The 25,377-nt window shown below is 54.1% G+C and carries 22 protein-coding genes; 7 read left to right on the top strand and 15 right to left on the bottom strand.

The window, feature by feature from the left end:
- Positions 1-131: 131 nt before the first annotated feature.
- The 10 genes from MKX51_RS00210 to MKX51_RS00165 form a co-directional block, all read right to left on the bottom strand.
- Positions 132-863: an amino acid ABC transporter ATP-binding protein gene (locus tag MKX51_RS00210; RefSeq protein WP_340990787.1), complete on the bottom strand. Its 732-nt coding sequence runs from the start codon at positions 861-863 to the stop codon at positions 132-134.
- A gap of 5 nt (positions 864-868) precedes the next feature.
- Complete coding sequence (locus MKX51_RS00205) at positions 869-1,516, bottom strand: amino acid ABC transporter permease (protein ID WP_340945223.1); 648 nt, start codon at positions 1,514-1,516, stop codon at positions 869-871.
- 96 nt (positions 1,517-1,612) lie between these two features.
- Positions 1,613-2,428 (bottom strand): transporter substrate-binding domain-containing protein, encoded by an 816-nt coding sequence (locus tag MKX51_RS00200; protein WP_036723560.1) that lies wholly within the window; start codon positions 2,426-2,428, stop codon positions 1,613-1,615.
- Between the two features lie 225 nt (positions 2,429-2,653).
- Positions 2,654-3,529 carry an N-carbamoylputrescine amidase gene (aguB, locus tag MKX51_RS00195; protein WP_036723561.1) on the bottom strand — a complete coding sequence of 292 codons (876 nt, stop codon included), beginning with the start codon at positions 3,527-3,529 and terminating at the stop codon, positions 2,654-2,656.
- A gap of 28 nt (positions 3,530-3,557) precedes the next feature.
- The gene (locus tag MKX51_RS00190) at positions 3,558-4,586 is read right to left on the bottom strand and encodes an agmatine deiminase family protein (protein ID WP_340995449.1); all 1,029 of its coding nucleotides are present in this window, start codon (positions 4,584-4,586) and stop codon (positions 3,558-3,560) included.
- A 241-nt stretch (positions 4,587-4,827) separates the two neighbouring features.
- Positions 4,828-5,379, bottom strand: coding sequence for a phosphodiesterase (gene yfcE, locus MKX51_RS00185; protein ID WP_340945226.1), 552 nt, complete (start codon positions 5,377-5,379; stop codon positions 4,828-4,830).
- Between the two features lie 221 nt (positions 5,380-5,600).
- The gene (locus tag MKX51_RS00180) at positions 5,601-7,085 is read right to left on the bottom strand and encodes a glutamate synthase subunit beta (RefSeq protein ID WP_340990786.1); all 1,485 of its coding nucleotides are present in this window, start codon (positions 7,083-7,085) and stop codon (positions 5,601-5,603) included.
- A 293-nt stretch (positions 7,086-7,378) separates the two neighbouring features.
- Positions 7,379-8,359 carry a permease prefix domain 1-containing protein gene (locus MKX51_RS00175; RefSeq protein ID WP_340990785.1) on the bottom strand — a complete coding sequence of 327 codons (981 nt, stop codon included), beginning with the start codon at positions 8,357-8,359 and terminating at the stop codon, positions 7,379-7,381.
- Positions 8,360-8,364: 5 nt separating this feature from the next.
- Complete coding sequence (locus tag MKX51_RS00170) at positions 8,365-8,691, bottom strand: PadR family transcriptional regulator (RefSeq protein ID WP_036723569.1); 327 nt, start codon at positions 8,689-8,691, stop codon at positions 8,365-8,367.
- Between the two features lie 263 nt (positions 8,692-8,954).
- The gene (locus MKX51_RS00165) at positions 8,955-9,410 is read right to left on the bottom strand and encodes an NUDIX hydrolase (protein ID WP_340990784.1); all 456 of its coding nucleotides are present in this window, start codon (positions 9,408-9,410) and stop codon (positions 8,955-8,957) included.
- Between the two features lie 117 nt (positions 9,411-9,527).
- On the opposite strand from MKX51_RS00165, the gene MKX51_RS00160 reads away from it, so the two are divergent.
- Entirely contained in the window at positions 9,528-10,049 is a 522-nt protein-coding gene (locus MKX51_RS00160; protein WP_340990783.1) for a TetR/AcrR family transcriptional regulator, read from the top strand.
- A 113-nt stretch (positions 10,050-10,162) separates the two neighbouring features.
- A complete protein-coding gene (locus tag MKX51_RS00155; RefSeq protein WP_340995448.1) occupies positions 10,163-11,011 on the top strand; it encodes a hypothetical protein in 849 nt (282 codons plus the stop codon).
- A 64-nt stretch (positions 11,012-11,075) separates the two neighbouring features.
- On the opposite strand, the gene pulA is transcribed toward MKX51_RS00155, so the two are convergent.
- From pulA to MKX51_RS00140, 3 genes are all read right to left on the bottom strand, one after another.
- A complete protein-coding gene (gene pulA / locus MKX51_RS00150; RefSeq protein ID WP_340990782.1) occupies positions 11,076-13,031 on the bottom strand; it encodes a type I pullulanase in 1,956 nt (651 codons plus the stop codon).
- Positions 13,032-13,225: 194 nt separating this feature from the next.
- Complete coding sequence (locus tag MKX51_RS00145; protein ID WP_340990781.1) at positions 13,226-13,837, bottom strand: C39 family peptidase; 612 nt, start codon at positions 13,835-13,837, stop codon at positions 13,226-13,228.
- On the bottom strand, positions 13,834-16,860 hold the full coding sequence (locus MKX51_RS00140) for a PAS domain-containing protein (RefSeq protein ID WP_340990780.1): 3,027 nt from the start codon (positions 16,858-16,860) through the stop codon (positions 13,834-13,836). Before MKX51_RS00140 ends, MKX51_RS00145 begins: the two co-directional genes overlap by 4 nt.
- Before the next feature lie 302 nt (positions 16,861-17,162).
- Between MKX51_RS00140 and MKX51_RS00135 the strand changes: the two genes are divergently transcribed.
- Together MKX51_RS00135 and MKX51_RS00130 are read left to right on the top strand one after the other, a co-directional pair.
- Positions 17,163-17,987, top strand: a complete 825-nt coding sequence (locus tag MKX51_RS00135; RefSeq protein ID WP_340990779.1) for a hypothetical protein — start codon at positions 17,163-17,165, stop codon at positions 17,985-17,987.
- Between the two features lie 103 nt (positions 17,988-18,090).
- On the top strand, positions 18,091-19,197 hold the full coding sequence (locus MKX51_RS00130) for a glycosyltransferase family 4 protein (RefSeq protein WP_340990778.1): 1,107 nt from the start codon (positions 18,091-18,093) through the stop codon (positions 19,195-19,197).
- Positions 19,198-19,601: 404 nt separating this feature from the next.
- Here MKX51_RS00130 and MKX51_RS00125 read toward each other — a convergent pair whose 3' ends face one another.
- Positions 19,602-20,843: a DUF445 domain-containing protein gene (locus MKX51_RS00125; protein WP_340990777.1), complete on the bottom strand. Its 1,242-nt coding sequence runs from the start codon at positions 20,841-20,843 to the stop codon at positions 19,602-19,604.
- 298 nt (positions 20,844-21,141) lie between these two features.
- Between MKX51_RS00125 and MKX51_RS00120 the strand changes: the two genes are divergently transcribed.
- On the top strand, positions 21,142-22,011 hold the full coding sequence (locus MKX51_RS00120; protein ID WP_340990776.1) for a Cof-type HAD-IIB family hydrolase: 870 nt from the start codon (positions 21,142-21,144) through the stop codon (positions 22,009-22,011).
- 37 nt (positions 22,012-22,048) lie between these two features.
- Here the strand turns inward: MKX51_RS00120 and MKX51_RS00115 are convergent, their stop codons facing one another.
- On the bottom strand, positions 22,049-22,174 hold the full coding sequence (locus MKX51_RS00115; protein WP_340945244.1) for a hypothetical protein: 126 nt from the start codon (positions 22,172-22,174) through the stop codon (positions 22,049-22,051).
- A gap of 137 nt (positions 22,175-22,311) precedes the next feature.
- Here MKX51_RS00115 and MKX51_RS00110 point away from each other — a divergent pair, with 137 nt between their 5' ends.
- The gene (locus MKX51_RS00110; RefSeq protein ID WP_340945246.1) at positions 22,312-22,782 is read left to right on the top strand and encodes an Imm30 family immunity protein; all 471 of its coding nucleotides are present in this window, start codon (positions 22,312-22,314) and stop codon (positions 22,780-22,782) included.
- Between the two features lie 93 nt (positions 22,783-22,875).
- Positions 22,876-25,209 carry a UvrD-helicase domain-containing protein gene (locus MKX51_RS00105; RefSeq protein ID WP_340990775.1) on the top strand — a complete coding sequence of 778 codons (2,334 nt, stop codon included), beginning with the start codon at positions 22,876-22,878 and terminating at the stop codon, positions 25,207-25,209.
- Positions 25,210-25,377 lie beyond the last annotated feature (168 nt).

Below are 25,377 nucleotides of genomic sequence, written 5' to 3'. Positions count from 1 at the left end.
TACTTTAAAAAAAGATATCTCCGAGCCTCCTCCCCGCCACCCTGGGCAGCTATTCACGCTTGGACTTATTGCCTATTTCTTACTCTTCTAATATAACCGATTAAATAACAATATTCTACTTTAGGCGATTCTTACAGCACCTTGGACAGAAACTCCCGTGTACGCTCATGCGACGGGCTGCCGAACAGCTGCTCCGGCGCACCCTGCTCCACTATGGCCCCTTGCTCCATAAAAAGCACCCGGTCCCCCACTTCACGGGCGAAGCCCATCTCATGGGTCACCACAACCATAGTCATCCCCTCAAGGGCCAGCTCCTTCATTACGGCCAGCACCTCGCCCACCATCTCGGGGTCCAGGGCCGAGGTCGGCTCGTCGAACAGCATGATCTTCGGCTCCATCGCCAGCGCCCGGGCAATCGCCACCCGCTGGGCCTGACCGCCGGAGAGCGAGGCAGGATACATCTCCGCCTTCTCACTGAGGCCCACCTTTTGCAGCAGCTCTACAGCCTTCTGCCTCGCTTGATCCTCCGTCCATTTCCGCACCTTCATCGGGGCCAGCATGATGTTCTCGATCACTGTGCGGTGCGGAAACAGATTGAACTGCTGAAAAACCATCCCCACCTCAGTACGGATATCGTTAATCCTTGTGCTCTTGGCCATCAAGGAAGTGCCTTCAATGATAATATCGCCCTTTTGCGGCTGCTCCAGCAGATTAAGGCAGCGCAGAAAGGTCGATTTGCCCGAGCCCGAAGGCCCGATGACGACCACAACCTCCCGGCTGTGAATGTCGACGCTGATATCCGTCAGTACCTGATGGGCACCGAATGATTTGTGCAGATGCTTGACTGAAATAACCGGTTCCATAGGGGTTACACCTTCCGTTCGATATAATTAAGCAGCTTGCTGAGGGAGTAGGTCAGGATGAAATAGATCAGTGCAGCGGTCAGATAAGGCTCCCAGATCCGCAGGTATTGGCCTTTCATGGTATTGCTCCAGTACATAATCTCAGGGGCGGCAATCAGCGCCAGCAGCGAGGAATCCTTAACAAGTACGATGAATTCATTCCCGAAGGCGGGAACCATCCGTTTGATGGCCTGGGGCAGAATAATGAAGCGCATCGCCTGCTGCCGGGTCATTCCGAGGGATAGGGCCGCTTCCCGCTGACCGGGGTCGATGGACTGGATACCGGCGCGGAAGATCTCCGCAGAATAGGCGGCGGAATTGAGCGACAGCGCCACGAACGCGCTCATCAGCGCATAGGTTTTGCCATAGAACAACGGGATCAGCCCGAAGTGGACGATCAGAATCTGCACATAGAGCGGCGTACCGCGGAAGAGGTTAATATACGCGTGAAACGGCCAGCGGAAATACCATTTGGGTGCCATTTTGCCGAAGCCGATAATCAGCCCCAGCAGGGAGCCGCACAGAATGGAGACCAGCGATACGCCGATGGTGAACAGGGTCCCTTTTAGCAGAACCGGTAAATAATGAACGATGATGTCGAATCTGAAATCCATAGAATTCTTCCCTTCTCTTCTGCTTGTGGCTTGCTCAAAAAAAGAAGCACGCGCAATAGCAATCATTACGCATGCTTAGTTGTGCCGGCGCCTATGCTACTTCGCGTTCATAAGCGCCGCCGTATCCGGCTCTTCGCCGAACCATTCCTTGTAGATCTCCGCATATTTGCCGTTCTCGATGACCTTCTTGATCGCCGGGTCCAGCTTCGCCTTCCATTCACTGCCCTTAGGATACAGAATGCCGTAGTACTCGGAGCCAAAATTCTCCTTGTCGATAATGCCTGTCAGCTTCTCCTTCGGATTGTTTTTGATGTATTCGTTCACGATGGCGATATCCGCAACCACCGCATCCGCTCCGCCGCCGTTCAACTCCATCAGCGCTACCGCATTGCTGTCGAACCGCTTCAGATTGCCGTTGTCGACGCCCATAATGCCGCTCATCAGCTCATCTGCTGTCGTGGCTGCCTGAACCGCAACCTTCTTCCCCTTCAGGTCCAGGGCGGATTTGATGTCGCTGCCTTCCTTCACCATGATCATGTTCGTAGATTCGAAATAAGGGATGGAGTAGTCATAGGTTTCCTTGCGCTCATCTGTAATCGATACCGAGGATACACCCGCCTGATATTCAGTACCCTGCTTCACACTCGTCAGCATGGTATCCCAGCCTGTGTTTGTGACCGTGTAATCAATGCCGGCCTCCGCCATCACCGCCTTAATGAAATCAATGTCAAAGCCCTTGATCGTATCGGTATCCATATACTCCATTGGTGCATAGCTGGCATCGGTAGCGATTTTGAGGCTTTTCCCGTCCGCACTGCCGCCTTTCGCATCATTACCAGAGCTACAACCCGCCATTGCCAAGACCAGGAGTGCCACCATACCTGACATCGCCCACTTTTTCCGGATTCCCATTCTCCAATCCCCCTACTTTTTGTAAAATAACTTAAGGAGATTTTATCAGATTAAAGTAGTGATGACAATTAACTTTATCCTTGTGTGTAATATAATATGACATTATTATCGATATATTGTAACATCTCATGCAAAAAAAGCAGCCGAAATGCCCCGGAGAGAGCTCCGGCAGCGCATTCTGGCTGCTTACTGAATGGTCTATACATATTAGCGCTAGCGCATAAGTTAGAAGGTCAAATCGCCGTCATAGGAAGCGATCATCCGGTACAGCTCCGGACGGCGGTCACGGAAGATCCCCCATTCGATCCGGCCAACCTCAAGCGCATCCAGGTCGAACTCACTGACCAGCACAGTCTGCTCATCCCGTCCGGCTTCGACAATCTTGTTGCCCTGCGGACCAGCGATGAACGACGAGCCGTAGAAGTCAATGCTGGAATCCTCGTCAGTCTCCTTGCCAATCCGGTTGGAGGCTACTACAGGAATCAGGTTAGCGGCAGCATGCCCCAGCATGCAGGTCTGCCAGTGATCCTTGGAATCAATCGACCCATCCTGCGGCTCCGAGCCGATCGCTGTAGGGTAGAACAGAATCTCCGCACCCATCAGGCTCATCACCCGGGCAGCTTCCGGGTACCATTGGTCCCAGCATACGCCGACTCCGATTTTGGCATAGCGGGTATTCCACACCTTGAAGCCGGTATCGCCCGGGTTGAAGTAGAATTTCTCTTCATAGCCCGGACCGTCAGGAATATGGCTCTTGCGGTATTTGCCCATCACGGTTCCGTCCGCATCAATGACCGCCAGCGAGTTGTACCGCGCATAATTCTTCTTCTCATAAAAACTGATCGGCAGCACCACCGCAAGCTCCTTGGCAATCGCCTTGAAGTGATTCACCGCCTTGTTCTGCTCCAGCTCCGTAGCATAGGCGTAGTAATCCGACTTCTCCTTCTGGCAGAAATACGGCGTCTCGAAGAGCTCCTGCAGCAGAATAATCTGCGCACCCTGAGCGGCTGCCTCTCTTACCAGTGTCTCCGCCTTGCGGATATTCTCATCTATGTCGCCGGAACAGCTCATTTGCGTCGCGGCTACTTTTACTTGTCTCATGGTTGTTCCTCCTTATGATTAGGTTGGTCTACTCCACCGCAGGCATCTGCTGGGTGGTGCAATGCACGTTGCCGCCTTCGCCGATCACGGCCATTCCGTTCACGGTACGGATACGGCGGCCTGGGAACAGCCCGGCCAGCGTCTCTTCAGCCAGCTTGTCCGTCTCAGCCGCCGTACCGCCGAAGACCGGCAGGATAATTCCGCCGTTCACAAAATAAAAGTTCAGATAGCTCAGCGTCAGGCGGCTGCCCTCGAAGTCCACGCGGGGCGGCTGCTGAATGCGGATAATCTCCAGCTTCCGGCCTTTGGCATCAACCGTCTGCTCCAGGATGCGCAGATTCTCCTGCGTAATCGCATAGTTCTCATCCTGCGGGTCCTCGCAGACCTGAATAATCACCTTGCCCGGTGCCGCGAAGCAGGCGATATTATCGACATGCCCGTCCGTCTCATCCCCGCTGAGGCCGCGCTTCAGCCAGATGATGGACTCGGTCCCGGTATATTGCTTCACATATGCAGCAATCTCCTCGCGGCTTAAGCCCGGATTGCGGTTGGTGTTGAGCAGACATTCCTCGGTGGTCAGCAGCGTGCCTTCACCGTCCGTATGAATCGAGCCGCCCTCCATCACCAGCGGAGCATCGAATGCGCTGACTCCCAGGTGCTTCAGAATCTGCGGAGCTACCTCATCATCGAGATCCCAAGGCGAGTATTTGCCGCCCCAGGCATTGAATTTCCAGTTGACCCCGGCCAGCTTCCCGTCAGGACCCGTTAGGAAGGTCGGTCCATTGTCCCGCAGCCAGGCATCGTTGTGCCGGACGGGGAGCAGTGTTACATTCCCGCCGAGCGCCAATTTCTCTACCTGATCCAGCTCCTCTGGATTGACGATAACCGTCACCGGCTCGAATTCGGCAATCGCCCGGATAATCTCGGCATAGCCCGCACTAACCGCTTCATGATTATCTGGGTGTACCATAGAGTCCTTCACCGGCCAGGAAATGAAGGTCCGTTCATGCTTGGCCCATTCGGCAGGCATTGTATAGTGTAAATCACGTGGATGCATCATTTAGTTACCTCTGCTGTTTAGTTTTTGAAGCCGGGGATCTTACCCGCAAGCTCCTCACCCATCATACATGAATATGCCGACAGGCTCAATTGCTGCGCAGCAATAATCCCTCTGGAAATATCCAGAGGGACTGCCATAGAAGCATAATAATCTGCGGTACTGTAATCAGAAAAACTGTGAGACTCCAATCAGAGAGATTGCGGGACTACAATCAGAGAACCTCGGGGATGAATCGATTTTACAGAGTGATGCGCTTGATTATATTGCCCTCAAAATCCTTAATGCTGAACTCACCATTCTCCAGAACGCCGTAGGAGTTCGGGTTGTTCTCCTTCGGTAACGCAATCGATCCGGGGTTGAGCAGGGTAATGCCGTCCTTCACCTCTGCCACCGGCAGATGTGTATGCCCCTGAATGAATATATCCTGCGGGGACAGCGCCGGTAAGTGGTCGATGCTGAAGCCATGCCCGTGCGTAGCGTAGATCTTCCGGCCCTCATGCAGAATCAGCACGTAGTCGCCCATCATCGGGAACTGCAGCAGCATCTGATCCACCTCGGCATCACAGTTACCTCTCACCGCCGCCAGCGATTTGCCCGATTGGCTGTAAGCATTCAGCCTGTCGGCGACCCCCTGCGGATTATACCCCTCCGGCAGCGGATTCCTCGGTCCGTGATACAGGAAATCCCCCAGAATGACCAGCGTGTGCGGCTGCTCCTCCTCCGCCTTCGCCAGCGCCTGTTCCAGCCAGTACAGGGATCCGTGAATATCGGAAATAAACATCAGCTTCATTCGTACGCTTCCTCTCTGTCCATATATCCTGCCCAAAATGCAACATTCCGCTGACCATTCCGGCACGAATCAGCTATTGTTGCACAAAAAGCAGGATTCCTTCTCCTTCAAGCTGAATGCGGGATGATTTCCTGCAATTTGTGCAACATTTCTCCTAAACTCCCATGTATCCATGCACCAAAACTGCAATATATGCAACAATCGGTCGCATCACAGCCGTCTCAAGGCAGATTGGACGAGCCCATCAGGAAGCGGTCTACCTCGCGGGCGGCCTGGCGGCCCTCGTTAATCGCCCAGACCACCAGACTCTGGCCGCGCCGCATATCACCGGCTGTGAAGACTCCCTCCACATTCGTTGCCTGCGCTCCGAACTCTGCCTTAACGTTGGAACGCTCATCGCATTCCACACCAAGCTGTCCCAGCACTGTCTCCTCCGGTCCAGTGAAGCCCAGCGCCAGCAGCACCAGCTGCGCCGGAATGACCTCTTCGCTGCCCGGCACTTCTACAGGGGCCATACGTCCGTCCTCCGTGCGCTTCCATTCAATACGCACTGTATGCAGCTCCTGCACATGTCCGCCCGCATCACCCACAAAACGCTTCGTATTCACCAAATAGCGGCGCGGATCTTCTTCATACAGAGAAGCCGCCTCCTGCTGTCCGTAGTCCACCTTCAGCACCTTCGGCCATTCCGGCCAAGGATTGCCCGGCTGGCGGGTCAATGGGGACTGCGGCATAATCTCCAGCTGGATTACGCTGCGGCAGCCGTGGCGGATCGAAGTGGCTACGCAGTCCGTACCCGTATCTCCGCCGCCGATGACGACCACATCCTTGCCCGCCGCCGACAGATACTCTCCGTCCGCCAGTTCGGAATCCAGCAAGCTCTTCGTGTTCAGTGTCAGGAACTCCATCGCCTGATGGATACCTCGCAGCTCCCGGCCTTCCAGCGGCAGGTCGCGCGCCTTGGTCGATCCGCCGCAGAGGACGACCGCATCATGTTCTTCCTGTAATTGAGCCGCTGCAATATCCCTGCCGATCTCGGTACGGGTGACGAAGGTCACGCCTTCCGCCGCCAGCAGATCCACCCGGCGCTGCACCTTCTTCTTATCCAGCTTCATGTTCGGAATGCCGTAGGTCAGCAGTCCGCCGATCCGGTCAGCCCGCTCATATACCGTTACACTGTGTCCCGCCTTGTTCAGCTGGGCAGCGCAGGCCAGCCCGGCAGGGCCGGAGCCGACAACGGCGACCTTCTTGCCTGTACGGGTAAGCGGCGGCTCAGGAACGATCCAGCCTTCAGCAAACCCTCTATCTACAATCGCTTTTTCGATCGATTTTATCGTTACCGAATCGCCGTTCTTCCCTACTGTGCAAGCACCTTCACATGGTGCAGGGCAGACGCGTCCTGTAAATTCAGGGAAGTTGTTCGTCTTGTGCAGGCGCTTCAGCGCGACCTGCCAGTTCCCGCGATAGACCATGTCATTCCACTCGGGAATCAGATTATGCAGCGGACAGCCGCTGGCCATCCCTGACAATATACGCCCGACATGACAGAACGGTGTTCCGCAATCCATACAGCGGGCACCCTGCTCACGCAGCTGTTCTTCCTCCATCGGAACCGAGAATTCATTCCAGTTCTTAATCCGCTCCATTGGCTCGCATTCAGCAGGCGTCCGCCGCTGATATTCTATAAATCCGGTTGTTTTACCCATCCCTGTCATCCTCCGAGTCTCTCTGATTGGCCGCCGAAAGGTAATAGACGGCATTCATGCCCACACCCGGCTCCAAAAAGAAACACACTCTTCTGTCACCGTCCGTTATTCTGTCACTGTAAAGCAGCGAAGCAAGAGGCTATAACGGGGCTTCAAAGCACCCCGGTACAGGCTCTTGCACGGTTATCATAAGGGGAATAAATGCCTTCATATTACCACCTATCCTCAGGGAGGGAACATGAGCAATGTCACCTTTTGTGTTAACGTTATGTGGCAAATCGTGTGCAGCAGACTCAGGCAGCATCTTTTTTCTTGAACATATTGTAGACCGAGCTGAACACCCCGAACAGAATCCCTGTTAACGGGAAGACGATCCAGTTGATCTCCCACTGGTCGAACACGAAACCGCTGACCAGAAAAACACAGGTAACCAGCGGCCAGACCACAGCGGCAACTGCACCGACAATCCGGCCCTCCTCCTGCTTCGCCTCACTGAAATCGCCTGTCTTCAACAACTGCTGGTACGCACTCCGGATATTCCCGTAATACACGAAGAGGAACACGGCTACAGCCACCATTATCGGCAGAACGGCCACCCCGTATGAGCTGAATTCATCTCCAAACGCAGAAGTTACAAAGATGGCAATCGGCGACAACACGCATAAACACACCCCCATGATAAGCGATAACGTATACGTGGCGGCAAAAGCGGCCTGTCGCTGCTCAATATACGCCTTCAGAGGATGCGGCAGACTGAACCCGGACTCCATGTATTTGTATTTCTCCATTTTCGTGCCACTGTAGATGAATAACGCAATAGCAGGAACGAGCAGCAGTAACAGGGAGACCAGCCCGATCATACTCATCGCATCTTCAGAGAATACATTTCCCATGACCCCGTTCTCCCCAAGACCCGAGAAAAGGATAAGCAGCGCAGCACCCAGCAAAATCAGCCCTACGCCCCAGCCTACGAGCAGGCCGGATTTTCTTTTGGCAGCAATGAATTCTTCTACAGCAAGCTCATCCAGCATGGGCAGCCGTATTCCTTCCTCCTTACGATCCTCTCCAAGCCCCAGCTCGCTGACCAGCTCATCAATGTTGCCGAACTCGGAAATAACGATGCCCACCGCCTCATTCTCCGACTTCCCTTCATGCTTCAGTTCATAGTATTTCTCTTCCATGTTGCCAAGCAGCTCCTGCTTCAGCATCGCCATCTGTTCCGTTCTGGGCAGAGATGCGAACATATTGTTCAAGTATCCAATGATGGTATCCAAGTTCCTCACAGCTCCTTTATGAATTTGTTGATAACTTCCTGCGTGATCTGCCATTCCTCGCATTTGGCCCGGTAGTAGGCAAGACCCTGGGGAGTGATGCGGTAGTAAGTGCGTCTTTTGCCGAACGTCTCATCCAGATAAAAGGAATCAATATAACCGTTCTTCTCCAGCCGGGTGAATGCCGAATAGAGTGTGGTTTCCTTCATAATGTACTTCTCTTCCGATAGCTTCCGTATATTCTTGGAAATCTCATAGCCGTAAGACTCCCCGTCCAGAAGCATGTAGAGGATCATCGTGTCATTGTATCCCCTAATCACATCACTGCTGATCAATTGCCTGCCTCCTATACTTCATCTGTCGTAGTAATTAGGTTCATTGTAGCATAATTACTACGACAGATGAAGTAGTGTTTTATGTGGAAATACTATTTATTTTTAAAAGCGGGCTTATGGCCGGTTTCCGTACTAAAGCAGGCTCGGATAAGCCCTTGACATAAAAGCGCCCCTTGGAGAGTTTCCTCCAAAGGACGCTTAAATCGGGCCATATTCCTGGACTTTACTATCCCGTTTTTACATCATCTTGCTTGCTTCAGGTGCTACACCTGATTTCTTAGAAACCTTGATATGATGGGCCGGTCCGGAGGACTTATGTGACTTGGCAGTTGATCTAGCTCAAAAAACTGAATATCCTGCACCTCATCTCCATCTCCTCTAATGGTTCCTCGGTAACCTTTGCACAAATATGCTGCAACAACGTTATGTACTTCGTCTCCATTGGGATACTGATAATACAATTCCGGCCCAGAAAATAAGTCCAGTAGCTCTAAGTCTAACGCCTCTAATCCTACCTCCTCCAAAAGCTCCCGCTTCGCAACCTCTATCATCTCTTCCCCCGGCTCCATGGAACCTCCAGGCAATCCCCACATGCCGTTATCTGTTCTCTGTTGCAATAATAATCGCCCATGAGGGTCCAACAAAATCACACAAGCTCCTGCCATAATGAGGGGATGAGTTCCGACTAAGGTGCGGATTTGTTTAATATAATTGGTCATATGCTTCACGTCCTTATAATTTCGGCTGTATTTACCTTAGTATAGCATTGACAGACAAATCATACTTTTATATGATTTATTTATCGCTCGATAAATAAACGATTGGAACTGATCACAATGGCAGCAAAGGAAGATAAAAAGCAAAAAATTATGGAAAGCGCATTAACCTTATTTGCAGAATATGACTACTACAGGACAACAACAGCCATGGTAGCTAAAGCCGCGGGAGTTACACAGCCCTATATTTTTCATTTTTTTGACAACAAAGAAGACTTATATATAGCTGTGTTAAAACGTGCATACGATCGGATTCATGACACTTTTATGGAAGTCGAGGCACCTGCTGATCAGTTGGTTGGCGCAATGGGCAGCAGCTTTTTCAACTTAATGCAGACGCACCGTTCCGAAATATTGATGGTTATGCAGGCTTATACCATATCGGAAGCGGGGATCAAACAGCATTCTGCTAAGCTTTATAAGACTATTTTTGATGAAGTGACTGGCAAATTCCAGAAGGCCGGGTTACCCGATGCGGAAGAAAATGCAATACGTTTTATGAGCATGGGGCTGCTGGTCACGTTATCCGAGGTGCTTGATATACCAGAAATAAAACAGTCCATACAAACGAATAAAGATTAAAGGATGTGCAAGCAGCAAACGGATGAATCTTATCTGTTACTGCTTGCAATTATTTTGCTAATTATTTATTTATCGATAAATAAATTTGAGAGAGTGATCGAATCGTGCCTACTATGTTCAACGAGTTGATGGCATCTGCCGTCTCTATTTTCAAACGTGAAAAAGCGCTCGTTATCCTTGGACTGCTTGGGTTTATTATCGCGGGAAGTGCTGCTTTCTATATGTTCTTTCAAGGGGCCGTTGTTCAGCCGGAGGGTAATATTAAAAATGTATTCTCGTTTGCAGCAGCACTAGGAATTTTTCTGTTCTCCATCGCTGCGATTCTACCCTTTGCAGGCTTTACTGTCCGCATGAGAAAAGTGGTTCGCCGGCTTAATATTGCTGCTGCTTCCTACAGCTATGCAATTGAAACCCTGCAGAATTTTCGGGGCTTCAATCCCCGTTTCTCTAAAGCTGGCGGCCTGGTGGACACCCTTGGGGGAGCTTTATTTGGCGTCATTTCTCTTTCTTTTGTGGTCTCAGGTATCCTGCTTATTATTCAATTTTTGAGGATGAAGGCTCCATTGCCTCGCCCTGTACTTATCACCGGTATCCGTTATGCCTTGCTGTCGGTATTCATAGCTAATCTGGCAGGCCTGATCATGATGAGCTTACAAAGCCGTTTCATCGGAGCTGGGGGCAATTATATTGTACTACATGGAATGGGTCTCCATTCCCTCCAAACCTTACTGTTACCGGCCTGGCTGCTGGAACATTCGAATCTGCGGCCCGGCAAACAACGCATGCTCCTGCATGCAGGCTGCATAGCTTGGTTGATTGCCATTATGTTCATCGCCGTTCAGACCAGTCTTGGCCGTTCTATGTTTGAGGTTAGCTTGTTTTCAATACTTGCCCTGCTCTGTTTACTGGTTTGGCTGTTCACTGTCATTTCAGCTCTAATGTCTGCCTGTAAAATTCGGTAGGGCAAAAAACAGACCGCCCCGGCAGCCTGCTTCAGCGTAATACCTATATCACGGTACCTATCCATTAGTTCACAGCAAGTACAATCATTCCAATTCCTGCAGCAGTTAAAATGCCGCCCGCCAGTCCGCTGATCTGCTCCCCGCCGAACACCAGATTCCATTCGCCCAGCTCAGGTAGCCTCAGGGCTGCACCATCCGGGTTGGCATTGTACAGAACGTACAGATGCTCCGCAGAATCTCCTCCGGCATGATCGCGGAGGGTGAAGGCCACCGCCTGCGCCGGTGCCTCCTCGAAGATCAGATGGTCACGGATCTCCTCGGCGGTACGCAGCCGGAAGGCGGGATGAGCCGCTCGCAGCGCAATCAGCTGCTTCATGTACGCTACTGATTCAGCATGCTCCGCGCAGCGTTCCCAGTCCAGCCAGTTCACTTCCACTGGTGATTTATAGCTGTTCTCCACACCGTCCTTGGTCCGCAGGAACTCCTGCCCGGCATGAATGAACGGTATCCCCTGACTCGTCAGCACGATGGCCGAGGCCAGATGGTGCATAGCGCGGCGCTGATTGTCTTCCGTTCCTGCCGTTGACAATACCAGCTTATCCCACAGTGTATGATTGTCATGGCACTCCACGAAGTTCACACTCTGCTGCGGCTCCTGAGCGAATTGCCCGAGGCCGGGCCCGTAGTAGATCGCTCCGGCAATGCCTGCCTTCACATTGCGCTCGAAGCCGAATCCGCCGCTGATGAAGCCCTTCTGGTCATGCAGAAATATATTTCCTTTGACCGCATCGCGGAAGCCGTCATTAAAATGCCCGATGCCCGGCATCTCATTGGCCTGGCGCTGGTTAGCCCGAAGGTCCTCTGGCAGCTCCGTGTCCATCACCCAGCCTTCGCCAATGGTCATAATCGAGGGGTCCAGCTCATCCAGACGGCGGCGGATCTCATTCATGGTCCCTGTATCATGCAGTCCCATCAGATCGAAGCGGAAGCCGTCAATATGGTACTCCTTAGCCCAGTACAACACGGACTCTATGATGAAACGGGACATCATCTTGCGCTCAGAAGCAGTGTCGTTCCCGCAGCCGGAGCCGTTCGACAACCGCCCGTCCTGCTTATACCGCAGATAATAGCCAGGGACCAGCTTGGTGAAATTAACACGGAAGCCGTCATAGACATGATTGTAGACCACATCCATGATGACACGCAGGCCGCGGTCATGAAGTGCCTGAATCATTGTCTTCAGCTCCCGGATGCGCAGGCCCGGAACATACGGATCTGACGCATAAGAGCCTTCAGGAGCATTGTAATTCTTGGGATCATATCCCCAATTATAATGAGGCTCCGTAAGAAGGGTCTCATCCACGCTCTCTGTCGCATAATCATAGATAGGCAGCAGCTGCACATGGGTAACACCCAGACTGGCAATATGATCAAGGCCGGTGGCAATGCCCTCAGGACCCTGGGTACCGGCTTCGGCAAGACCCAGGTATTGCCCTGTATGCGTAATCCCGCTGGCAGGATGAACCGATAAGTCGCGCAGGTGAAGCTCATAGATCACCGCATCCACCGGGTCCTCCAGCGGCGGCTTATCCTGCGTCCAGCGTGCGGGATCGGTCTTGCGCAGATCCAGTATAGCCCCTCTGTCCCCGTTCACCCCGACCGCGCGGGCATACGGGTCCACCGCTTCGTTCCATAGATCACCGATACGCACCTTGTAGGTGTAGAACATTCCGTCCAGATCACCCGGAACGCTGAGTCTCCAGGTTCCCCGGACGTCTCGCACCATGGGTATCTGCCGCTGCGCAGCATCCTTCCAGGATGGATAGAGCACCAGCTCCGCTTCCTGGGCCGTCGGGGCCCACAGACAGAACGCGGAGCCGGACGCCGAATAGGTTAGGCCAAGATCCTCTCCGTCATAGCTGAACAGCTCATCGAAACTCCGGTCGAAGACGGAGATTCCGCTGGTAGCCGCCGGGTCCCCGTAATCAATCGGTTCCTTCATTTCCTTCTGTACTGACAAGGCTTACCGCCTCCTTTACCCTTAACTAAATATACGGCAGGGCTCCTGGGTTTTATACAACTCTTCATTTCTCTAAATGAAATTTTATCCTAACCGCCAACTTTGTGCAAACGTTTGAATCACACTTTGCAAGTGGAAACGGCTTGGCCGTCCTTTTAAAGGACGGGACCGTTTCAGCGAGAATAGGAGGATTATTATTCCGGCAGGTCGAGCGACACCATCGTAAGTATTTTTTTATTGGCTGAATAGGAGATCTGCCGTTCTCTGCCCGGCGTATAACCGCCGCCCGGATGCTGCACCCCGTTGTCATGGACAACCAGCTTGCAGGAGCCGTCCTCCTCATCCTCATAGCCGATTCCCAGCACCCAATGATAGTCATACGCATATCTGCCCCGCCAGCGGAGGCTGAACCACTTGTCGAATTTGAGCGCAACCGGACGCCCGGCATCAATCTCGGCCCGGTAGCGCCCGATATCATTGAACACGGATATCTTAATCAGGTCAGAGCGGTAACTTAAAGGCGGTAGGGCTGCGCCGATGTACGCCCGGAGGCCTCTGACAAAGCTGCGTGCGCTCATGCCCCAGGGCGTCCCGCCATGATGGGTGTAGATGTAATTGATGTGCGCGGCCATGGAATCAAAATGACGGATACCCGGAATAAACGTCCGGCCCTTATGCGAATGCCAATATTCCAGGAGGGCAGCCATGGTCGCCGGCCCGCAGGCTGAGGAAGGCGAGGCTACGCCTGTCTCCCACTGTGTATACGCCTTCGCCTTCAATCGCTCACCAGAAGGCCTCCGGCTCATAGGGATACCTTATCGCTGAAATGCTCCAGACCCAGCTCCATATCTACAGGCAGGATAAAATAGAAATCAGACCCTTCCCCGACGACACTCTCGACCGTAATGGCACCGCCCATCAGCTCCACCAGCTTTTTGCAGATGGCCAGGCCCAATCCGGTTCCCCCATACTTGCGGTTAATGGACGGGTGCAGCTGCGAGAAGGACTGGAACAGTAGCGGCTGCTTCTCCGAAGGGATTCCTATCCCTGTATCGGCCACGCTGAATTTAAGCGTCAGCTTCTTGCGATCCCTGCTATATTCTCTGCTGAGCAGAATGGAGACCTGTCCCGTCTCGGTGAATTTCACGGCATTGCTGACGAGATTCACCAGCACCTGGCGCAGCCGGGCCGCATCTCCCATGATCAGCTCCGGCACATCCGCAGCCATGCGGCAGGACAGCTCAATATTCTTTTCACGGGCCTTCGGCATGAACAGCTCCGTGATATTGTCGAGTAATTCCGCCAGACTTACCGGCTCGCGGGTAAGCGTCATTTTACCGGCTTCGATTTTGCTGAAATCCAGAATTTCATTAAGAATATATAACAGGGATGCACTGCTCTCGCTGATAATCTGGGTATACCCCCGCTGTTCTTCCGTCAATTCCGTCTCACTCAGCAGATCGGTCATGCCCATTATTCCGTTCATCGGTGTACGCAGCTCATGGCTCATGACGGCGAGAAATTCCGATTTGGCCTGGTCCGCCTTCTCCGCCAGCTCCTTGGCTCTGATAATCTCCTTCTCCCCGGTAGTGTCACGGAAGACGACAACCGCTCCCTTGCGCTCACCCTTGTCGAACAGCGGGGTAACCTGGTACTCGGCCAGGAAGCTGGAGCCGTCCTTGCGCCACAGCACCGCATCCAGGCTCTGATGGGCTTCTCCTGCCCGGACTGCCCGCATCAGCGGAGACTCCTCCGGCCGATAATGGTTGCCGTCAAGCGCGGTCTGCTGGATGGGGTCCAGGTAAGGATGCCCGGTAATCTCATCACATTCGAAGCCCAGCATATGCGCCCCCGCAGGATTAATAAAGGTGACCCGCCCCTCGTTGTCCAGACCAAATATCCCTTCGGACACGGCATTGAGAATCAGGGTATAATCATTGCTCAGCTTCTCAATCTGCTCCGTGTACCTGATATGATCCGTAATATCGCGGGAGATCCCATATACCCCAACCACCTGATGATCCACAACGATTGGAATATTAATCGTATTGATCTCCACCGGATGGCCGTCTTTGTGGATCAGCGTCAGATCATAGCTCTGCGGCTCCCCCTGGCTGGCCAGGGTGAAATGATGCAGCGTCTTCTGGATATCCTTCTCGGCCACCAGCGGTCCGAAATAACTCCCCAGCAGCTCCTCCAGCGAGTAGCCGGTCAGCTTCTCCAGATTGGCATTTGCCGTCAGGTAATCCCCCTGCAGATTCATGGAATATACCGCCGCAGGATTATACTCGAACAGGGATTTGTAGCGTTGCTCGTTCTCCTGCAGCTTCGATTCGAATTGCTTGCGTTCAGTAATGTCACGGCCTACGGCAATAATCTCCGTCTTCCGGCCCTGCGCGTCAAAAATATACCGGCTGTTCGTCTCAAACCATATATAGGTTCCGTTCTTGTGCCGGTAGCGGTAGGAGGCCGGCGGAATCAATCCCGAATCCACGCTCTCCGCCATCTGATTCAGAATCATCTCCAGATCATCAGGATGCAGGTAATCGTAGGCACTGGTGCCGATCATCTCCTCAGGCTCATAACCGAGCAGCGAACGGCTGGCCGGTGAGCAATACAGGAAGATACTGTCCTTAATCGCATGGCGCGAGATCAGGTCGAGGGAGTTCTCCGACATCAGCCGGAAATTCCGTTCACTCTCCCGCAGCTGCTCCTCCATATGCATACGCTCCGTAATATCCTGCATCATGCCGAACAGCTGGGCTGGCTGGCCCTCCGGTCCCAGGATGACATCCCACTGGACATGCACCATCACGACCTCCCCATCCGGCAAAATCATCCGGTAAGCCGTATTCCCCGGCTCCCCTAGTCCCATAGCCCGTTCTACGGCCTCCTGCAGAATCCTGATATCTCCCGGATGGACCAGTGCCAGGAAGGCCTCCTGATTCACTTGGCCTGTCTCCACACTATATTGCAGAATACGCCGCAGTTCGTCGGAGAACGTGATTCTGCCCTTCACCAGATCCCAGCCCCATGAGCCTATTCGCGCCACCCGCTGCGCGGACGCAAGGGCCTCCTCGCTAGCTTTGCGCCGTGTAACATTACGCCCGATCCCCATAATCCGAGTGATTTCACCCTTATCTCCGCGGACCACATGGAAGGATGTCTCGAACCACAGATAATGGCCCTCCTTATGGCGCAGGCGGCGGATGGAGATATTGTTCTTCAGCAGGCTGCCGGAGCTGTTGATGGCTTCAACATCCTCCAGGTGATAGAAATCGGCGCGGTTCCTGCCGACGATCTCCTCCGGATGGTATCCGATCTGGGAATAGGAGGACGGCGATATGAAGGTTATCGTCCCGTCGGGCAGGGAGAAGGAGATCATACTCTGATCGTCTTTTATGAATAAATTGTACAGATCGCTTCTGTCTACGGTCAGCTGGTCAGCAATTTTGCGGTCTGTTACATCCTGTGCATATACAATAACGGTTCGGCTGGAAGGCTCCTCTTCCGCATAGATGAAGGTCAGGGAGAGCCAGAACGGCTTCCCGTCACTGCCGGAGAACCGCTGCTCCTCCTGGAGAGGCTGTCCCTGCCGCTGTACAAGCTCTGTCCCGATTCGCTGAATAGAGAATTCTTCCTGCAGGTCCCGGCCGGCCCCCGATAGAGTCCCTGAGAGAAATTCAGGCTCAGTGCAGCCCAGCATATTGCAAAAAGCAGGATTAATCTTCATCCATCTGCCTCCTTCCGGAGACAATACAGCCATCCCCACCGGAGATAACTGGAAGGCTTGATCGAGAATGCTGTTATTCCTAGCCAGGTTATCCATCACCTAAGGCCTCCTTCATTTTGGGGCTGGCGCTTCTGCTGACCCTCTGTTGTGCTTCCCTTGACGTTCTTCCTTCACAGTATACGATAAGACCGTCACGGAATGAAATGAAGGTCCTCCCCCTTGATTCGCATAAGTTAAAATTGATAATATTGACAAAATTAAGATATTATATCTATAATAAAAAGCAAAACTATCTTCGTGACTCATTACGCCGGAAGCACCCGTAATAGAGGCCTGTTGGCCTTTACTGCGGGTGCTTTCTTTGTGCTGCGGGACATGAATACAAGCGGAGGAATGTAATGAATAATCTGTACAAGCCCAGTTGTCTGCTGCTATCCCTCTTGATTGCCCTCGCCCTCAGCTTCCCGGCCGGTCCGGCTTCGGCAGCAGCAACGGTGATTACCTCATCGGTTCAGGCTTCCTTTGATCTGACTGCTGCTAAGGCAGACAGCACTGCCCGCGCCCGGATGAAGAGCCAGTTCACTGAGCTGACCGTCCTGTCTGCCGGGTATGACAGCCGGGAGGTGCAGATCAGGACGCTTCATGATCAGAATACAGAGGCGCTGAATGCAGCCCGGGAGTCCATCAAGAATATAGACCAGGCCTCCATCACCAAGCTGAGCACCGCCGTCAGCAGTGCCAAACAGCGTTATCAGCCGCTGTTCGATCAATACAGCGCGCTGAACAAGCGGATCTCCCTGCTCAAGGGACTGAAGGACAAGACGCTGAACTCCGTCCTGAAGGCCCAGTCGGAAGCCATGAAGCTGCTGGTCCAAATGGCCCGCCAGGAGATCCGCGACAAGGAAGCGCTGCTCAAGGCCGCCAAGGATACCCGTACCCGCCGGATGGCCGCTGCCCGCAAGACCCTGGCGGGCATTGACAGACCGCAAAGCTTAATCAAATCACAGAAAAGCGCAGTCTCTGCACTGAACAAGCGGCTAACGGCAGACTGGAGCGACTTCAAGGCGGCCATCCGCAAGCAGAATCCGGCTCTCACCGGACAATCCTTATCCTCTATGGTCTCCGGGTACAAGCAGATCGCGGCGGGGAAGCTGAAGATCCTGGAGTATGAGCAGACGATTGCCGGAGTTATTGCCGCCACCCTTAGACAGACAGGCAGCTAAGCCGCAGACGACGCCCACTACTTACTCCTGTGTCTTCTGCACGCCTGAACGCATATGTTAGGTTAAGAACCCTATCTACTATGCAACGGGAGGAGCAGCCACAATGCACATCTGCATGATTGCACCGGAGCAGTTCACGGTTCCCGGGGACGGCTCTGTGGAGATTTGCATCTGGAATATCGCCCGGCGGCTGGCCAAGAGACATAAGGTAACCATCGTAAGCCGCAGAGCCGCAGAGCTTCCTGACACGGATGAGCTCGAGCAGGTCCAGTTCATCCGGCTGCCCTCAGGCACCCCTTCCCGGTACCGCAGCTCCGTTCTTATGTTCCTGGAAGCAGCCGAGCCGTTCGATCTCATCCAGATCGATAACCGGCCGCGGCTCGTAGCTGCTGTGAAGCGGCAGCACCCCGGCACTCCGGTGCTGGCATTCCTTCACTCTCTCACGTTCGTGCCGCAGGAGTCCGGTATCGCCCGCAGCCTAGCCATGGCCGATGCCGTCACGGCCAACAGCAGCTCCCTGGAGCAGCGGCTTATCCGGAGGTTCCCAGGCATCCGCAGCAAGCTTCGCGTGGTTCCCCTGGGAGCAGACCTGTCACGCTTCACCCCGGCATCAACGCAGGAGAAGATGCGTCTGCGCACGGTGTATGGCCTTGGTCCCGGCTTCACGCTCCTGTTCGTAGGCCGGGTCATTCCGCGCAAGGGGATACCCGTGCTGCTCCGGGCCATGCACCGCCTGAACCGGCATATGCCTGCCCGGCTGCTGATCGCAGGCAGGGGGAAGCCGGCGTATCTCCGGCAGCTGAGAGCCCTTGCCCGGCGGCTGGGTGTACAGGTAGCCTTTCTTGGAAATATCCCCCATAAGGATATCCACAGTCTGTACCAGGCTGCCGACTGCTTGATCTGCCCCTCCCAGCAGCATGAATCCTTCGGGCTGGTGAATGTGGAGGCTATGGCCTCGGGACTGCCGGTGATCGCCTCCAGCAACGGCGGAATCCGGGAGATTATCGATTCGGGTCATAACGGCTATCTGGTGAAGCAGTACAGGAACCCCGCTGCTTTTGCCAGCCGTATGCTGCAGATCGGCCGCAATCCTGAGCTTGCCGCAAGGATCGGACTGCAGGGAAGAAGCGATACGCTGCATATGTATGAATGGCAGCATACCGCAGAGCTGCTGGAGAATATTTATCTGAAGCTGGTGCCTTCACGTTAACCAGGGGGAAGCTTTCTTCTTGAGGGCTCCTCCGGTTAACGAAGGGCACAACGCTTAACCTTGAAATACTTTCCTGGAGGGCGGACAGCACCGGACTGTATGTCCGGTCAGGATGCGACAATGTGTAATACGGATTTGGTGATCCTTCTCGCAGGATGCAGCCGGAGTTCATAATATACTACACGTGTAAGCGTTACCATTAAACAAATGCACTATACAGTAAGCCACCGAGATATGGGCAACCCCCTACAACCTATTATTCGCTGTAGAAAGGGTTCATCGTTATGTTAATGATCAAGTCTCTTGCTTATGAAAGAGGCAGCAAAGCCTCCTCCCGGTCTCCGTCTTCACGGACGGCCCGGAGGCTGCCTTGCTGCCTCTATGAATTCCTGGTCTTGCGATGATCAGATCAGCTGAATCACGGTAAGCCCCAGCCCGACCACAAAGCCGCAGACGGCACCGTTGACACGAATCCACTGCAGATCCTTGCCGACCTTCTCCTCCAGCATATTGACCAGAGCGGCATCGTCCATCTGATCCAGGTTCTCCTTGACCAGTTGCCCGATCCGGTAATGATTAGCTTCCACGAAGGAGATCAGTGTACCGCGAATCCGGTCCTCTGATGTCTGAATCCATTCCTTCTCCTGGCTAACCCGCCGGACAAGTAGGGCATATAGCGAGAACAGCCTGCGGCCTCCCCGGCCCCGGTCCTCTTCCAGCAGCGTAACCGCCTTGCCGCGCAGCCCTTGCAGCTGCTGCAGTACAAATGCGGCGGCCGCTTCCCCTTGAAGCTCATTCAGCGCCCAATTCTTCAGCGAGGCAATCCGTGCTTCATCGCTCAGCAGCTGGAACAGAGCCACCCGGATCTCCCGGATGACTTCCTCCCGGTAGGGGCTATCTTCTTCCTTAAAGTCACGGATCGTAGACTGCACCATACCCTGGAGCATTTCCCCCAGCATATCGGCATCCACGAACCCGACGAAGGCCTGGAAGGCCATTCCCTTCAGTCCGCCAAGCTTGACCTCAGCCAGCTTCTCACTGGCGATCTTGCCCAGCATGGCCCGCGTCTCCGGGCGTCCGCTCCAGGCGGAGATCCCCTCCAGCGCAAAATCAAGAGCGGCAATATCCTTGCCCTCATTCATCAAGCTGGTGGCAATGGTGTCTGCGGCAACTCCGAGCTTAGCTTCACGCAGGTAGCTTGCCGCTGCCGATTGAATATACGGAACGGCCTGCTCTACCGGAAGCCGCAGTACGAAGCCCTTCAGCTGCTCCAGCACTTCCTGCCGCGCTTTCTTTCTGGAGAAGAACCGGGTCAGTACGGTGGCTCCGAGCGAGATTATATTGAATGTGCGCAGCTTATTCTCAATGCTCTCCTTATTCAGCAGTTCATTCTCCATCGCAGAGATCAGAGACTGGATCAGCTTATCCCGGTTCTTCAGCAGCAGCGAGGTATGCGGAATTCTAAGGCCCAGCGGATGGCGGAACAGCGCCGTCACGGCAAACCAGTCGGCTATTCCTCCGACCAGCCCTGCCTCGAAGCCCCCTCTCAGCAGAATAACTGCCAGATTCTCCGGCAGAAACAACGTGAACAGAAAGCCGCAGGCCATAATGGCCAGAGAGATCGTAGCTAAATTTCTGGATTTCATCAGTATCTTTTCCCCCTTACATAGCGACCCCAAGCCGCTTGCACCCCGGGCATCGTCCCATTCGCATTCAGCAGACGAACCAGGCAGTCACGCTCTAGGTCTGCCTTTCATTGTACCACGTGAGCACACTTTTCTGAAAATTCCTCACGCTGCATGCAGCGGCCAATCTATACTGCAATCTTATAGATGAACACTTTAATTTTTTAGTTTCCCGATAAATAATGATAAAATACAGGCATAGCATACGCACCCTTACAGGGAAACCTACAATAAATAGATAGAACAGGAGATCAATCTCATGCTTATTGCACTGGATATGGACGGAACACTGCTCAATGCGGAGGGCGAAATCAGCAGGGAGAACAAAGAGGCTATTCTTCACGCACAGCGTCTGGGGCATATCGTGATTATTGCTACAGGCCGGTCCTATATGGACGCTGAGCGGCAGCTGCGGCTGGCTGATCTGGAGTGCCCTGTGGTGAGTCTTAACGGTGCTGTGATCACGCTTGCTGACCGGACGGTGGCGGCAAGCACTCCGCTGAATAAAGAGGATATTATCCCCGCACTGCGCTGGATGAATGAAGTTCCTGAATTGTACTACGAGGTATACACAGAGGATAACGTATATGTAGAGCTGGACAAGCGGGTACAGCTGGAAAAGCTGGCTACTCATAAGGACACTGAGGTTCCTGAGGAATTGGCTTGGCTGCTACAGGCGATGGTTGATCAGCAGTTCCAGCAGGCAGCGGTAACCTATGTGGAGAAGATGGAGGACGTCTGGAGCAAGGAAGAGAATCTGATCTATAAGACCCTGGTCTTCTCTCTGAACCGTGAGCTGCTGAAGGAAGCCTCTGTGCGGTTCGCCGCCATTCCCGGACTGATTATTACCGCATCGCATGTCAACAATATCGAGATCAATCATAAGGAAGCGAATAAGGGCGCCGGTGTAAGCAGGCTCGCTGCCCACTACGGGATTCCTGCGGAGCAAGTGGCGGTCATGGGCGACAGCTACAATGATCTGCCTATGTTCGAGATGGCAGGGTACAAGATTGCCATGGAGAATGCCGCACCCGTTCTGAAGCAGACCGCTGACTTCATTACATCAAGTAATACGGAGAATGGTGTAGCGGCAGGACTGCGGCATCTTCTGGATAAGGAACAAGCGTAGCGACAGCAAAACAGCCTTCGCATGAAGGCTGTTCCTGTTAGCGGCGGTCGGTTCCCGAGCGCCGAAAGCATAATAATGAGATGGCGCCCAGGTTGACTGCCAGATATAGAATGAGCGTCAACCGTTCGGCATTGGTTAATTCCATCAGAACCGGAATAAACATTATATCCCTCCATACCTCACTTCTACTTGTACATCTGTTATAATCAGCTAGTCCTTTGTCCAATATATTATCCTCATCTGTCAAAAAATGGACTTTATGATAAATGGCGTTATTTTCCTGCTGGGAGGAGTTATTCTATGAACCATCTATACCCCGGGATTGCCCGGTTATATGAGAACCGGCTGCTGCGCACCGAGCTGGAATGCGAGCAGTTCGATCTGGCACTGGAGGGTCTGGCCGGTGATACGGAGGATGCCGTCATTCACCAGATTTTCAAAGTATTCGACGATGATACCGAGCAGGAAGAGGTGATGTTCAGCCTTGTTCATTTTGTAGAGAGTGTCCAGATGGAGATGTACCTCACCCAGCTGCTGGAGTCGCTGCCCGAGATGCTGGAGCATGCCCGCAACTGGGCGATTGTGCTGAATCAACGAATTCTCCAGGACGACCGCTACCGCAAGGATTACGCTGAGATCGCTGTGCGCATGCCGCCAAGAATCCGGCAGTGTCTGGCCTTCCTGCTGGAGGAGATCAAGGAGGATCAGCCCCGGCTATACGAGCGCAGGGTGAATTCCATTCTCGCCAAGCTGAATGCATCCGGGAGATAGCCCCGTGCAGAAAAGAGTGCGGAATGGTATAGTGTATACTGGCCAAAATTGCATGGCTGATCACGCATTCAGAAACAAACGAAGGTGAACTTAATGAACAAGCTTATATACCATAATATCCCACTGGGAGCCAGCGGTGAACATATACCCCAGGCGGAGGTAGCCTCAGCCCGGACAAGCCGGGAGACGGTACAGCCGGGGGACAGCGATGCCGCTTATTTCAGGCGGCTGGAGGCCGGCGGCATTCTGCTCAATCCTCCGCAGATCTCAGCGGTGCGGCATCATCTCGGACCGCTGCTGACGCTGGCGGGAGCGGGCTCCGGCAAAACCTCGGTGCTGATCTGCAGAACCGGGTATTTGCTGTCTGTGCGCGGCATCGCCCCCGGACGCCTGCTGCTGCTGACCTTCTCCAGTAAGGCAGCAGCAGAGATGCGCGGGCGGATCGCCCTGCTGCCCGGGGTGAACGAGGGGGATGCTGCGCGCCTGCAGGCGCGTACGTTCCACTCGTTCTTTCTATATTTCCTGCGGCGGCAAGGGCTGCGGCAGGATATTTTCCACGAGACCCGCCGCCAGCATATTCTGCTGAAGCAGATTATGCGCGAGCTGGGACTGCCGAAGGATGCCTATCCGCCGGAGAATCTGCTCAGTCTGCTCTCCGCCTGCAAGATGAACATGGGCTTGCCCGGGCAGCTGCCGGAGACGACCGAGGCTGAGAAGGAGATGAAGGCCATCCTGGCTCTCTACGAGCAGTGGAAGACCGATCATTTCAAGATCGATTTCGACGATGTCCTGCTGCTCGCCTATCAGATGCTCCGGGAACAGCCGGCGCTGCTGCGTGAGCTGCAGCAGCAGTATCAATATGTGATGGTTGATGAGTTCCAGGATACGAATGCGCTGCAATATGAGCTGGTGAAGATGGTTGCTGCTCCGCAGGATAATCTGATGGTGGTCGGCGACGATGACCAGACGATCTATTCCTTCAACGGGGCCCGCAGCGAGTTCATCCTGGAGTTCGAGAAGCTGTATCCGCAGGCCAAGGTGATCACGCTGGATATCAACTACCGGTCCGGTCCGGCGATCATCGGGCTGGGCAACGGCATCATCCGCCATAACTCACGGCGACGCGACAAGACGCTGCAGGCGTTCCGCAGCAACGGTCTGCCGCCCCGTTATCTGCGTCCGCAGACAGCAGATGACGAGGCTGGACAGATTGTGGAGCATATTGAGCGTGAAACTCAGAGCGGAGCCAGGGAATACCGTGATTTCGCCCTGTTATACCGCGCAACAAGCAGCAACCGGGCGGTCCTGGAGCTGCTGCTGCTGCGCGATATTCCTTATATTGATTACGGGGAAGGCCAGCTGCTCTATGAGCATTGGCTGATCTCTCCAGTGCTGGATCACCTGCGCCTGTCGGTTAACCGCAGGGACTTCGCCGCCATGGAGAATATTCTGCCGACGCTGTACATGAGCCGGGACAAGGGTATGGAGCATATCCGGCGCATGGAGGCGGTACAGGCGAAGCAGGGCCCGCTTATTCATCTGCTGTCCATGCCGGGCATGGAGGATTTCAAGGGCGTCAAGCTGCGCGAGCGGCTGGACCTGATCCGCGGCCTGCGGGAGCTGACGCCGGTGCAGGCGATCCGCCAGATCCGCACGGTATTCTATGATTATTTCATTGAAGGCAGCGAGCGCCATCAGGCTACGCTACACCGGGAGACGTTGAAAGAAATGCTGGATGAGCTGGAAGCATCGGCGGAGCGGTTCGCTACAATTCCGCTGTTCCTCGAATTCATCGACAACGTAACGGAGCGTAACGAGCAGAACCGGCAACCGGGGCTGAAGGAGCAAGGCAACCGGGTGGCGCTGATGACCATCCACAAATCCAAAGGGCTGGAGTTCCCCGTCGTCTTCCTGATCGGAGCCTCAGAGGGAATTCTGCCGCATAGCTCCGCGCTGGAGGAGGACCGCGCCAAGGACCGCAAGCCAGCGAAGGCCTCCGTCAAGGTGATCAGCACGGCTGCCGCAAGAGCCGCAGCCGAAGCGGGCATTGCCGCATTGGAGGAGGAGCGCCGGCTCGCCTACGTGGCCGTTACCCGGGCCAAGGAGGAGCTGTTCATCAGCTCGCCTGCAAGACATCGGGGCAAAAAAGCGGAGGTCTCGCGCTTCATGCTCGCGGCCTTCCGTTCGGCAGCCCGCCCGTATACATCAGCTCCGGCGGCCGGAGTCAGAACGCCTGTTACCCGCAGCAGCGCTACGGGTTCATCCGCAGTCAGAACACACACCGTCCCGGTCTGGACATGCACCGGCAAAGCCTGTAAGGGCTGGACCCGGATGAAGGCGGGCGGCGCCGAGGATCACCTGGCCTCGAAGCCCTGTCCGCTCTGCAGCGCCCCGATGAGCCAGAGCAGCCGGGAAGTCCCGGTGTAAGCGAATATTCGGCTGCCGTTTCGGCGAGAAATAGCAGGATAATGTATAGCGTGAAGCATATAAATTCTTATAATTCAACAAAAAGCCCCTTCCAGCAGACGTAACCGGAGTCATGATATCCTCATGAATTCCGAATACGTTCTGCCCGAAGGGGCTATTATTCGTTAA

Origin of the sequence: Paenibacillus sp. FSL M7-0420 (genome assembly GCF_038002345.1) — a bacterium.
In the GTDB taxonomy this organism is placed as follows: domain Bacteria; phylum Bacillota; class Bacilli; order Paenibacillales; family Paenibacillaceae; genus Paenibacillus_AQ.
This window is presented reverse-complemented; position numbering and strand designations above follow the sequence as displayed.